A 12964-nucleotide genomic window follows, 5' to 3' on the forward strand; every position below is an offset into this window, starting at 1 on the left:
GAACCATGCAGCCCGAACCGATCCTCGATCTCGCTCATCTCGGCCACATGGAACTGCTGACGCCGAAGCCCGATGAGAGCCTGAAATTCTTCGTCGACGTCATGGGCATGACCGTCAGCGGGCAGAAGGGCGAATCGGTCTATTTGCGCGGCTGGGACGATTACGAGCGCTACTCGCTCAAGCTGACGGCGTCGAAGACGTCAGGGATGGAGCACATGGCGCTGCGCGCGCGCAGCCAGCAGGCGCTGGAGCGCCGCGTCGCCGCGCTCAAAGGCTCCGGCTTCGACATCGGCTGGATCGACGGCGACATGGGGCAGGGGCCGACCTTCCGCTGCCGCGACCCCGACGGCCACATCGTCGAGCTCTATTACGAGACCGAATGGTACCAGGCGCCGCCGGAGCTGAAGCCCGCGCTGAAGAACCAGGCGCAGCGTTTTCCGGCGCGAGGCGTCAATGTCCGCCGGCTCGATCATCTCAACTGCCTTGCCGTCGACATCAAGGCCAACCGCGAGTTCTTCGAGCACTATCTCGGCTGCCGGCTGACCGAGCAGATCGTCCTCAACGACGGCCGCGAGGCCGCGATGTGGCTGACGATGTCGAACAAGAGCTACGATTTTGCCTACTCGCTCGACCACTCCGGCACACCCGGCCGCTTCCACCACGTCACCTACGCGCTCGACAGCCGCGAGGAGATTCTTCGCGCCGCCGACATCTTTTTGGAGAATGGCGTGCACATCGAAACCGGTCCGCACAAGCACGCGATCCAGCAGACCTTCTTCCTCTATGTCTACGAGCCCGGCGGCAACCGTGTCGAAGTCGCCAACGCCGGCGCGCGCCTCATCCTCGCGCCCGACTGGAAGCCGATCGTGTGGACCGAGGAGGAGCGCAAGAAGGGCCAGGCGTGGGGCCTGAAGACCATCGAGTCGTTCCATACCCACGGCACGCCGCCGGTGGAAGTGAAGACGCACGCCTGACTTAGTGTGCGGAACCTCGCACACGCGCGATCGTCTCGCGCACGCCGGTCCATGCCGGCTTGTCGGGCGCGAACTGCTGGCGCAAGAAGGTGACGAGCTCCTCGATCTGCGCGTCGCTCATGCCGTGCCTGAACGCCGGCATGTAGCCGAGGTCGCTGGAGACCGGATCGGTGATGCCGTGCAGGATCACCTGCACGAGATTGTCCGATGTCGCGCTGTGCAGGTTGCTGTTGAGGGCCAGCGAGGGCCGGGTGCCGAACAGCGGCAGGCCGCCGACCTCGTGGCAGACGGCGCAGGCGCCCTGATAGAGCCGCGCACCGGTAGACGAGGTGACGGTGACTTGCGTTGCGCGCTCGAGCCTTGTGGCGAGTGCGTCCAGTGTTTGTCGGTCGATCGCGGTGTCGTTGAACGAGTTGAGATAGACGGCCATCGCGCGGATGTCCTGGTCGGGAACGGCTTTGAGATCCCTGGCGATGGGCGCCATGGGACCTGCCGCCACACCGTGATAGCGCGAATGGCCGGTGCTCAAATATGCGAAAAGCTCGTCCTCGCTCCACGGGATCGGCGCGTGCGAGAGCGAAGTCAGCGGCGGCGCTTCCCAGCCCTCGGCAACGCCACCGGCGAGATAGGCCTCGCGCTGCTCGGCACCGAGTGCGTTGCGCGGCGAATGACAGCCGCTGCAATGGCCAAGGCTCTCGACCAGATAGGCACCGCGATTCCAAGCCTCGGATTTGGCGGGATCGGGTTTGAACTCTCGCGTCTGGTGAAACAGCGCATTCCAGCCCGCCAGCAGCGGGCGGAGGTTGAACGGGAACGCTAGCGTGTTCGCCGGCACCGTGGCGCGGACCGCGGGCTGTGCCATCAGGTAGGCATAGAGCGCCTGAAGGTCGGCGTCGCTGATCTTCGAAAAATGCGTGTAGGGGAAGGCGGGATAGAGCTGGCGTCCGTCGCGATGCAGCCCGTCCCGCATCGCGCGCTCGAAGGCGGGATAGGACCAGGCGCCGATGCCGGTCTCGACGTCGGGCGTGATGTTGGTCGAATAGATCGTGCCGAACGGCGTCTCCAGCGGGCGGCCGCCGGCGTTCACCGTGCCGCCGATGGTGGTGTGGCACTCCGCGCAATTGCCGAGCGCGGCAAGCTGCTGGCCGCGTGCGATCGTCGCGGCGGAATAAACCGACGCATCGGGCCGCGCGATCGGTGCAATCGCACGTCCCGGCAGCAAAGCCGCGCCGACGCCGATAGCAGCGGTGCAGATCGCCGCAATCGTCGCGAAGATGCCGGCGCGCCTGACGAACGGATTTTGCCAGATGCGAGAGGGCTGCGGCGCAGCGGGCGCGGGCAGAGCCTGCGGCACCGGCGATGCATCGCCGTTTAGGCCTTTCAGAATGCGCTCGGGCGTGAACGGCGGCTCGCGAAAGCGTACGCCCGTTGCGTCGAAGATCGCATTGGCAATCGCCGCTGCGCTCGGGACCGAGGCGGACTCGCCGACGCCGAGCGGCGGCTGGTCCTGCCGCGGCAGCATCAGCACGTCGATCTTGGGGATATCGGGGAAGGGGATGATCGGATAGGCGCCCCATTCCCGCGCCGCCACCGCGCCGCGTTCGAACGAGACCTCCTCCATCAGCGCGCGGCTGGTGGACTGGATGACGTTGCCGTGGATCTGGTGGCGCACGCCGTCCGGATTGATCATCAACCCGGAGTCCTGTCCCGCGACGACGCGCGTGACGCTGACGTCGCCGGTGGCCTTGTTCACGGCGACGTCCGCGATCCACGCCGACCAGGCCGCGCCATAGCCGGGAAACTTGCTGTGGACATAGAGCGCGTAGGCAAAGCCGCGCCCGTGCACGATTTCGCCGTCCTTCTCTTCGCGCACCGGCCGCGGCGTCCAGCCGGCGCGCTCGGCGACCGCGTTGACGAGATCGACCGCGCGCTGGTCCTTCAGGTAACGCAGGCGGTATTCGATCGGGTCGACGCCGGCCTCGGTCGCGGCCTCGTCGATATAGGATTCATGCGCAAAGGTGTTCGGCAGCGCCGAGACCCCGCGAAACCAGGACGCGCGCACGATCGGCGCCATATCGTGCGCGACGACGCGCATGTTGTCGTAGTCGTAAGGCGGGATCGCGGTGCGGTCGCCCATCTGGAGGACGTCGGGCTTTGGCGATATCCGCCCCGTCAGCAGCAGCGCCAGCGTCGGGGCGGCGTTCGAGGGATAGCGCGTGGCGAGATCGTAACCGGCAACGCTGCCGTCGGCATTCAGGCCGCCATTGACGTCGATAAGCTGCGCGGCTCCTTTGGGCTCCCAGGCGTGCTCCTGCTCGCGCGTCAACTGCACGCGCACGGGCCGGCCGACCGCGCGCGACAGCAGCAGCGCGTCCGCGCTGACGTCGTCGGCACAGTTGCGGCCGTAGCAGCCGGCGGCCTCCAGCCGGATCACCTCGATCTCGCTCTCGGGACGCGCGATGAGGAGCGCGAGGTCGCCGCGCAGAATGTGCGGGTTCTGCGTACCCGACCAAACGCGGATGTTGCCGTCCTGGACGTCCGCAACGGCACAGGATGGGCCGATCGAGGCGTGCATCTGGTACGGCCAGACGTAAGTGCGCGGCATCGGCTTGGCCGCGCCTGATATCGCCGCATCGACGTCGCCCTTGTCGATCAGCGTGCGCGGCGTCGATGGATTGGCGCGCAGCGCCGTCTCGACATCGGCGAGGTCGGTCAGATCAGGCGTCGGCTTCCAGCTGACTGCGAGCTGCTCCGCCGCGCGGATCGCATTCTCCTCGCGCTCAGCGACCACCCCGACGAAATCGCCGATGCGCACCACGGCCACGAGGCCGGGAATGTCGCGCACGGAGGCCTCGTCCACCGCGAGCAGGCTGGTGCCGACGAACGGCCCGGCATCGACGCCGGCATAGGGCGGACGCACCACGCGGCCGTGCAGCATGCCGGGCAGGCGGACGTCGTGCACGAAGGTCAGCTCGCCGGTGGCCTTGGCCGGCAGGTCGACGCGCGGCACCGACCGGCCGACAATCGCGTAATCGCCGACGGGCTTGACCGCGACGTCCTCGTCAAGCTCGATACGGATCGTCTCGCCGCCGATCAGTTCGCCATAGCTGACGCTGCGATTGTCGCGTCCGCGCACGAGGCCGTCCTCGATCCTGAGGTCGCTCGCCGGCGACTCCAGCCGCTCGGCTGCGCATGCGATCAAAAAGTGTCGTGCCTGCGCCGCGGCCTTGCGCAAGGGAACGGCGGTGATCTGGATGGTTTCGCTCGCGATCGTCGCGCCCTGGTTCGGCACGACGGCGGTATCACCCAGCACGACGACGATGCGGGCAAAGGACACATCCAGCTCTTCGGCGACGATCTGGCCGAGCGCAGTGCGGATGCCGGTGCCGAGATCGACATGGCCGTTATAGGCCGTGACGGACCCATCCGCAGTGATGCGCACGAAGGTCTCGGATGTGCACTCGTCCACGGTGCGGACAACGACGAGCGAGCCCGATGACCGCTCAGCTCCGTTCGAGGCAGGAGAGGCCATCAATCCGCTGCCTCGGTGAGCTGACCCGAAGCACGCATGACCGCGCGCAGGATTTCGACATGGGTGCCGCAGCGGCAGAGATTGTAGCGCAGCGCCGCCAGCGCCTCCTGCTCGGTCGGTCGCGGGTTGATCGCGAGCAGCGCCCTGGTGGTCATGATCATGCCGTTGAGGCAGTAGCCGCATTGCGCGGCCTGCTCGTCGATAAAAGCCTGCTGCACAACGTCAGGCTTGTCGCTCGTGCCGAGGCCCTCGAGCGTCACGATGTCGCGGTCGATGCAGCCACTCACGGGAATTACGCAGGAACGGGCGGCGGCGCCGTCGATCAGGACAGTACAGGTGCCGCACTCGCCGAGGCCGCAGCCAAATTTCGGGCCGTTGAGCGCGAGGTCGTTGCGCAGCACATAGAGCAGCGGCGTTGCGCGCTCCGCAGTGACCTCGTGGATCCTGCCGTTCACGGTGAGGCGGATCGGTGTCTGCGTCATCCCTGTTCCCAAGCCCGCGGCCAAGTGCGTCAAATCCAAGTGCTGCCAAATCCACGTTGCGACGATACCGTTTGTACACAAACGTGCAAGCCGTGCATGCCGCACTGCAGCGCGACTGCCCTCTTTGTGGACAATGCCGCTAGGCAGATGAGGTTTTATGCGGCAGGTGCATCTTTTGCGGCGCCCGGCCGCTTGACAGCAATCGGGAGCGCGCGCAAACATCGTTCGTATACGAATGATACCCGCGTTGTCCGCTGGCTCTGGCATGGTGATGGAAACGACGAGCGCTGCCATCGACAAGATCCGCTGCGATGCTTGTCCGGTGATGTGCTACATCAAGCCGGGCGCCGCGGGCGCCTGCGACCGCTATGCCAACCATGACGGCAAGCTCGTTCGCGTCGATCCGCATGTGATCCTGGAGCGCACCGTTTCGCACGGCGGCAAGCTCGTTCCGTTCAGTCGCACCGAAGACTGGGACGGCAAGATCGTCCACGAGCCCTCGACCTTCGTGACGGCGATCGGCGCGGGCACGACCTATCCCGATTACAAGCCGGCGCCTTTCATCGTGTCGTCCGAGATTGACGGCGTCGACATGGTGACGGTGGTCACCGAAGGCATCTTCTCCTATTGCGGAATCAAGGTGAAGATCGACACCGACCGCTATCTCGGCCCGGAGACTGCGACGGTTCGGGCGCAGGGCGAGGCGATCGGGCACGTCACGACCAGCGAATACGGTTCGCAGATGCTGTCGCTCGGCGGCGTGCATCATTTGACCGGCGGCTCCAAGAAGGAGGGCCGCGTCACCTGCGACACGCTGATGGATCTCGCCAATTGCAAGGCGGTCGAGCTCACCATCGACGGCGGCGCGAGCGTGGTGGTGCAGGCTGGCCAGTCGCCGATCGTCAACGGCGTGAAAGAAGAGCGCATGCGCGTCGGCTGCGGCTCGGCGACGATCGGCATGTTCGCAAAACAGTGGCACGGCAAGGTCGATGAGGTCGTCGTGGTCGACGACCACATTACCGGCGTGCTCTCGGAGCACCAGGCCGGCAAGCTGCTCGACATCGCCGACACCGGCATCAAGATGAAGGGGCGCCGCTCGACGCCCGGCCGCTATTTCCAGGTCGCCGATCCCGGCACCGGATGGGGCGGCACCAACATCTCCGATCCACTGGCGATCCTCGGGCCGTTCGACGCCAAGGAGGCGAAGCCTGGCCTGTCGATGCTGATGGTCTCCACGACCGGCGAGCATTCGTCCTATTACGTGCTCGACCAGGCCCTGAGGCCGGTCGAGACCGAGATGCCTGCCGACTTGAAATTTTCGGTCGAACGCATCCAGGAGAATTGCGAGCCGGCGCTGTGCACGGTGCTGTTCATGGCGGGCGCCGGCGGCTCGCTGCGCGCCGGTGTCACCGACAATCCGGTGCGGCTGACGCGCTCGGTGAAGGATGCGCTGACCCGCGTCACCAGCGGCGGCGCGCCGGTCTATGTCTGGCCGGGCGGCGGTATCACCTACATGGTCGACGTGACGCAGATGCCTTCCGGCGCATTCGGCTATGTTCCGACGCCAGCGCTGGTCGCGCCGATCGAGTTCACGATGAAGCTGTCCGACTACGCCGCGCTCGGCGGGCACATGGATTACGTGAGGCCGCTCTCCGAAGTGCAGAACGGCGAGGACATCCGCCAGTTGCCCTGGCAGAACCCGATTCCGGGACCGCGGGCATGACGAGGCTCCCGCAAATCGCATTGCTGTCTGATGGCCGGCGGCTGCATTTGCAGGATGGACCGATTGACCTGATCGTTGAGGCGAAGGGGCCCGCGAATGCGGTGCGAGCGGCCTATGAAGCGGCGGCACGCCGGTTCACCGGGCTGCTCGACGAACTCTGCGCGGAATTGCCGGAACTGCGCACGGCCGCCGCAAAGCAGACTGCGCTGAAGGGCGTCGTGGGGCGTCGGATGCACGCCGCCGTCTCGCTCTATGTTTCCGATTGCTTCATCACGCCAATGGCCGCGGTGGCCGGCAGCGTGGCTGAGGAGATTCTCGGCGCCATGCTGGTCGCTGCGCCGCTTGATCAGGCTTATGTCAACAATGGCGGCGACATCGCGCTTCATCTTGGCGAAGGCGAGCATTTTTCAGTCGGCCTGATGGATCGGCCAGATCGTGACGGCGTGATGCGAACGATGCGGGTCGATGCAGACGGTCCCGTGCGGGGCATCGCGACCAGTGGCCGCCACGGCCGCAGCTTTTCACTCGGCATCGCCGATGCCGTGACAGTGCTCGCGGCGACGGCGTCGCAAGCCGATGCCGCGGCGACGATCATCGCCAATGCCGTCGATCTGCCCGGACATCCCGCCATTGTCCGGCAACCCGCTAACGAGCTTCAGCCTGATAGCGATCTCGGTGCGCGTCTCGTCACCCGCGAGGTTGGCCGATTGTCGCAGATTGAGATTGCGACAGCGCTGGAATCTGGCGCGGAATGTGCACGGCGATTGTTCGATCGCGGACTGATAGAGGGTGCCGTGTTGCAGCTCTGTGGTGATATGCTTGTCATCGGACCGAAAGATATTGAACGGCAACGACCGCGCCCGGCTGTCCTCGAGGATGCGGTTCATGTCTGACCAGGGAAGCGCAACATGAGCGCGATCATCCGCAAGATCGTCACCGTCGTCGAAGAGACCCAGATGGAGATGGGCCGCCAGGTCTCGCCGCCGACCCGGCGCGCGGCGGCGATCGCCGTGATCGAAAATCCTTTTGCCGGGAAATACGTCGAGGATCTCTCGCCGCTGATCGCAATCGGCGAGGAGCTCGGTGAGCTCTTGTCGAAACGCGCGGTGGCGGCGCTCGGCATCGACGGCGCGAAGGCCCAGAGCTACGGCAAGGCGGCTGCAGTCGGCGAGAACGGCGAGCTGGAGCATGCAGCCGCGATACTTCACCCGAAGATGGGTGCGCCGGTGCGAAAAGTCCTGGGCAAGGGCGCGGCGCTGATCCCGTCGTCGAAGAAGCGCAGCGGCCCCGGCACGACGCTCGACATTCCGCTCGGGCACAAGGACGCCGCGTTCGTGCGCAGTCATTTCGACGGCATGGAGGTGCAGATCAACGACGCACCGCGCGCCAACGAGATCATGGTCGCGGTCGCCGTCACCGACAGCGGCCGGCCGCTGCCGCGTGTCGGCGGGTTGACGGTCGCCGAGATCAAGGGCGAAGACGGTCTGAGATAATCTTTCAAAAAGTGGAGGTTGGGATGCGAGCAAAGAATTACTTCGTCGGCGCGGCGTTCGCGCTGCTGGCAAGCGGCATGGCTCATTCGGCCCTGGCGCAGGAGATCAAGATCGGCGAGATCAACAGCTACTCGCTGCTGCCGGCGTTCACCGAGCCCTATCGCAAGGGATGGCAGCTCGCGGTCGAGGAGATCAACGCGGCCGGCGGCATCAACGGCAAGAAGCTCGTGGTCGTCTCCAAGGACGACGGCGGCAAGCCGGCGGATGCGCAGACCGCGGCCAACGAGCTCGTCTCGAGCGAAGGCGTCGCCATGCTCACCGGCACGTTCCTGTCGAACATCGGTCTTGCGGTCAGCGACTTCGCCAACCAGAAGAAAGTGTTCTTCCTCGCAGCCGAGCCGCTGACGGATGCCGTGACGTGGTCGAAGGGCAACAAGTACACCTTCCGCCTGCGCCCCTCGAACTACATGCAGGCGGCGATGCTGGTGGAAGCGGCCAGCAAGCTGCCGGCCAAACGGTGGGCGACGATCGCGCCGAACTATGAGTACGGCCAGTCGGCGGTTGCCGTGTTCAAGAAGCTGATGTCGGAGAAGCGCCCGGACATCCAGTGGGTCGACGAGCAGTGGCCGCCGCAGGGCAAGATCGACGCGGGTCCGGTGGTGCAGGCGGTTGCCGCGGCCAATCCCGAAGCGATCCTCAACGTCACCTTCGGCGCCGATCTCGTAAAACTCGTGCGTGAAGGCAACACCCGCGGCCTGTTCAAGGGGCGCGAGGTCGTCTCGTTCCTCACCGGCGAGCCCGAATATCTCGACCCGCTCAAGGAGGAAACGCCCGAGGGCTGGATCGTCACCGGCTATCCCTGGTACGCGATCAAGACCCCCGAGCACGACGCGTTCCTGAAGGCCTATCAGGGCAAGTACAACGACTATCCGCGCCTCGGCTCGATCGTCGGCTACCAGACCATCAAGGCGGCCGCCGCGATTCTGGCCAAGGCCGGCTCGACCGATCCGGAGAAGCTGATCGCTGCGGCGGAGGGGCTCTCCATGCCGTCGCCGTTCGGCGAGATCACCTTCCGCAAGATCGACCACCAGTCGACGCTCGGGGCCTATGTCGGCAAGACGGCGCTGAAGGACGGCAAGGGCGTGATGGTCGAATCGTCCTACAAGAAGGGCGCCGACTATCTGCCGAGCGATGCGGAAGTCGAGAAGCTGCGACCGAAGGATTGATCGAAGAGAGACGGGGCCTCGTGGTTCGAGACGCGCGGCGTTGCCGCGCTCCTCACCATGAGGGTCCCGGACCTCATCCCGAGGAGGCGCATAGCGCCGTCTCGAAGGATGATGCCCCGCACTGAGACCTAATCAACCCGGACCGCCGATGGCCTTTTACGTCGTACAGTTTCTGACCGGTCTCGCCAGCGCAGCGTCGCTGTTCCTGGTGGCGTCGGGCCTGTCGATCATCTTCGGCGTGACGCGGATCGTGAATTTCGCACACGGCGCCTTCTACATGATCGGCGCCTACATCGCCTTCACGCTGACCGAGCGCCTGTCGGGCGCGTTCGGCTTCTGGGGCGCGATCGTGCTTGCGGCGCTGGCGGTGGCGGTGATCGGAATCATTGTCGAGATGGTGCTGCTCCGCCGCATCTATCACGCGCCCGAGCTGTTCCAGCTGCTCGCGACCTTCGGCTTGACCCTGATGGTTGAGGATCTCGTGGTGCTGATCTGGGGGCCCGATGATCTCGTTGGCCGCCGCGCGCCGGGCTTTCGGGGCGCGGTCGATTTCTTCGGTCAGAACATCCCGAGCTACGATCTGTTCCTGATCGTGCTCAGCCCCGTCGTGCTCGGCATTCTCTGGTTGCTGTTCCAGCGCACGCGCTGGGGCGTGCTGGTGCGCGCGGCGACGCAGGACCGCGACATGGTCGCAGCGCTCGGCGTCAACCAGAAATGGCTCTTCACATCGGTCTTCGCGGTCGGCGTCTTCCTCGCCGCGCTCGGCGGGGCGCTCCAGATCCCGCGCGATGCCGTGCATCATGCGATGGATCTGCGCATCATCGTCGAGGTCTTCGTCGTCGTCGTGATCGGCGGCCTCGGCAGCATCGTCGGCGCCTTCGTGGCGGCCGTGCTGGTGTCCGAGCTGAACGCCTTCGGCATCCTGATCTTTCCGAAAATCTCCATCATCCTGGTCTTCCTGGTGATGGCGGTGGTGCTGATCGTGCGGCCCTGGGGCCTGTTCGGCAAGCCCGAGGCGCCCGCGCGCAAGACGCCGGGTCTCACCGTCAATCCGTGGCGTCCGCTGACGTCGAACGAGCGACTCGCCTCGCTGGCGGCACTGGTCATCGCAGCGATGCTGCCGTTGTTCGCCGGCAACTACGCGCTGACGGTGGGCTCGGAAATCGCGATCTTCGTGATCTTCGCCGTCAGCCTGCATTTCCTGATGTCGGTCGGCGGGCTCGCGTCGTTCGGCCACGCCGCCTATTTCGGGCTTGGCACTTACGGCGTCGCCTTCCTCGCCAAGATGGCGGGGCTGCCGATGATCGTGTGCCTGTTGCTCGGACCGCTGCTCGGCTGCATGGGCGCTGCCGTATTCGGCTTCTTCGCGGTGCAACTTTCCGGCGTCTATTTTGCGATGCTGACGCTCGCCTTTGCGCAGATCGTCTGGTCGATCGCGTTCCAATGGGTGAGCGTAACAGGCGGCGACAACGGCATTTTGGGCATCTGGCCGGAAAAATGGGCGGCGAGCCCGTCGAACTTCTATTGGCTGGCACTCGGCGTCGCGACGCTCGTGACGATTGCGCTGCGGGCCATGGTGTTCTCGCCGTTCGGCTACGCGCTTCGGGCGACGCGGGACTCGCTGCTGCGCACCGAAGCGATCGGCATCAATGCCAAGCGCATTCAGTGGACGGCCTTCGTGATCGCGGGCACGACCGCGGGAATCGGCGGCGCGCTGTTCGCCTACCTCAAGGGCAGCGTCTTCCCGGACAATCTCGGCATCTCGTTGTCGGTCGATGCGCTGGTCATGGTGCTGCTCGGCGGAGTCGAGACAGTATCGGGCGCCGTGATCGGCGCCATCGTGTACAAGGCGCTCAGCATCTGGCTGATCAGCCAGACCGATCTATCGAAGCTCGTGCTCGGCGGCTTCATCGTGCTGATCGTCGTCGTCTTCCCCAAGGGCATTGTCGGCATGCTGGAGATGCTGGCGCAACGCCGGAAGAAAGCATCGCCGCCGGGATCTCCCTTGCTTGCCAAGCCGATCGAGTCCGCCGAATGAGCATCGTACCCCCACTTCTCGCGGTCGAGGGCCTGACCAAATCCTATGGCGGCATCCACGCCGTGCGCGGTGTCTCGTTCTCGCTGCGCGCCGGCGAGATCCTGGCGCTGATCGGTCCGAACGGCGCCGGCAAGAGCACCTGTTTCGACATGCTCAACGGCCAGAACAAGCCTGATACCGGCCAGGTCCGTTTGCTCGGCGAGGAGACCATTGGCAAGAAGCCGCGCGAGATCTGGAGGCTCGGGGTCGGGCGAACCTTCCAGATCACCGCGACCTTCGCCACCATGACCGTGCGCGAGAATGTCCAAGTCGCGCTGATCTCGCATGGCAAGCAGTTGTTCAATCTCTGGGGCTCAGCGCCGAACTTCGACCGCGGGGAGGCCGGCCGGCTGCTCGAGCTGGTCGGCATGGGCGGGTATGCCGATCGTCCCTGCGGCGAGCTCGCCTATGGCGACCTCAAGCGGCTCGAGCTTGCGGTTGCGCTCGCCAACCAGCCGAAACTCCTGTTGATGGACGAGCCGACCGCCGGCATGGCACCGCGCGAGCGCGTCGACCTGATGCGGCTGACCGCGCAGATCGCGCGCGAGAAATCGATCGGGGTGCTCTTTACCGAGCATGACATGGACGTGGTGTTCGAGCATGCCGACCGCATCATCGTGCTCAACCGCGGCACGCTGATTGCCGAGGGATCGCCGGCCGAGGTCCGCGCCAATCCACAGGTGCAGGCGGTCTATCTCGGTGAGGGTCTGCTGTACGATGCCCAGCATCGCGAGGGAGCCTCGGCATGAAGCTCACGGTGCAGGATCTCAACAGCCATTACGGCCCGGCGCATATCCTGTTCGATATCGGCTTCGAAGTCGGGGAGGGCGAGGTGGTGGCGCTGCTGGGGCGCAACGGCGCTGGCAAGTCGACGACGTTCCGCTCGATCGTCGGCCTCGTCGCGCAGCGGACCGGCCGCATCATGTTCGAGGGCAAAGACGTCTCGGTGCGTCCGACGCACGAGATCGTGCGCGAGGGGCTCGGCTATGTGCCGGAGGAGCGGCGCATCTTCACCGATTTGACGGTGGAGGAGAATCTCGAGGTCGGCCGGCAGCCGAAGCGGCCGAACGCGCCCTACTGGACGCGCGACAAATTGTTCACGCTGTTTCCAAACCTCGGCGAAATGAAAAACCGCCCCGGCGGCCGCATGAGCGGCGGCGAGCAGCAGATGCTGACGATCGCGCGCACGCTGATGGGTAACCCGTCACTGGTGCTGCTCGACGAGCCCTCGGAAGGCCTGTCGCCGAAGATCGTGGAGCAGATGGTCGATGCCATCCTGACCATGAAGAAGGAGGGCGTCAGCATCGTCGTCTCCGAGCAGAATTTGCATTTCGCGCGGTTGATCTCCGATCGCGCCTACATCATCGAGCGCGGCCGCGTCTGCTTCGGCGGCACCATGGCCGAGCTCGACGCGCGTCCGGACATCCGCGACGCGCATCTGTCGTTGTGAGAGGCGG

At 65.5% G+C, this 12964-nt stretch carries 10 protein-coding genes; 8 read left to right on the forward strand and 2 right to left on the reverse strand.

What is annotated here, in order from left to right:
• Positions 1-5: 5 nt before the first annotated feature.
• Complete coding sequence (locus QSV46_RS02225) at positions 6-974, forward strand: catechol 2,3-dioxygenase (protein WP_314945733.1); 969 nt, start codon at positions 6-8, stop codon at positions 972-974.
• 1 nt (position 975) lies between these two features.
• On the opposite strand, the gene QSV46_RS02230 is transcribed toward QSV46_RS02225, so the two are convergent.
• The gene (locus QSV46_RS02230; RefSeq protein ID WP_314945734.1) at positions 976-4506 is read right to left on the reverse strand and encodes a molybdopterin cofactor-binding domain-containing protein; all 3531 of its coding nucleotides are present in this window, start codon (positions 4504-4506) and stop codon (positions 976-978) included.
• Entirely contained in the window at positions 4506-4988 is a 483-nt protein-coding gene (locus QSV46_RS02235; RefSeq protein ID WP_314945737.1) for a (2Fe-2S)-binding protein, read from the reverse strand. Before QSV46_RS02235 ends, QSV46_RS02230 begins: the two co-directional genes overlap by 1 nt.
• Before the next feature lie 265 nt (positions 4989-5253).
• Between QSV46_RS02235 and QSV46_RS02240 the strand changes: the two genes are divergently transcribed.
• The 7 genes from QSV46_RS02240 to QSV46_RS02270 all read left to right on the forward strand — a co-directional run bounded on the left by QSV46_RS02240 (position 5254) and on the right by QSV46_RS02270 (position 12957).
• Complete coding sequence (locus QSV46_RS02240; protein ID WP_314946473.1) at positions 5254-6711, forward strand: 6-hydroxynicotinate reductase; 1458 nt, start codon at positions 5254-5256, stop codon at positions 6709-6711.
• The gene (locus tag QSV46_RS02245; protein ID WP_314945740.1) at positions 6708-7604 is read left to right on the forward strand and encodes a UPF0280 family protein; all 897 of its coding nucleotides are present in this window, start codon (positions 6708-6710) and stop codon (positions 7602-7604) included. The genes QSV46_RS02240 and QSV46_RS02245 overlap by 4 nt, the downstream gene beginning before the upstream one ends.
• Before the next feature lie 15 nt (positions 7605-7619).
• A complete protein-coding gene (locus QSV46_RS02250; protein WP_024338309.1) occupies positions 7620-8204 on the forward strand; it encodes an amino acid synthesis family protein in 585 nt (194 codons plus the stop codon).
• 23 nt (positions 8205-8227) lie between these two features.
• Entirely contained in the window at positions 8228-9430 is a 1203-nt protein-coding gene (locus QSV46_RS02255) for an ABC transporter substrate-binding protein (RefSeq protein WP_314945743.1), read from the forward strand.
• A gap of 148 nt (positions 9431-9578) precedes the next feature.
• Positions 9579-11468, forward strand: a complete 1890-nt coding sequence (locus tag QSV46_RS02260) for an ABC transporter permease (protein WP_314945746.1) — start codon at positions 9579-9581, stop codon at positions 11466-11468.
• Positions 11465-12256 carry an ABC transporter ATP-binding protein gene (locus QSV46_RS02265; protein WP_314945749.1) on the forward strand — a complete coding sequence of 264 codons (792 nt, stop codon included), beginning with the start codon at positions 11465-11467 and terminating at the stop codon, positions 12254-12256. Before QSV46_RS02260 ends, QSV46_RS02265 begins: the two co-directional genes overlap by 4 nt.
• Positions 12253-12957 carry an ABC transporter ATP-binding protein gene (locus QSV46_RS02270; protein WP_314945751.1) on the forward strand — a complete coding sequence of 235 codons (705 nt, stop codon included), beginning with the start codon at positions 12253-12255 and terminating at the stop codon, positions 12955-12957. The genes QSV46_RS02265 and QSV46_RS02270 overlap by 4 nt, the downstream gene beginning before the upstream one ends.
• The last annotated feature ends 7 nt before the right edge of the window (positions 12958-12964 follow it).

It is taken from the genome of Bradyrhizobium cosmicum, from assembly GCF_032290525.1.
GTDB lineage: Bacteria > Pseudomonadota > Alphaproteobacteria > Rhizobiales > Xanthobacteraceae > Bradyrhizobium > Bradyrhizobium cosmicum_A.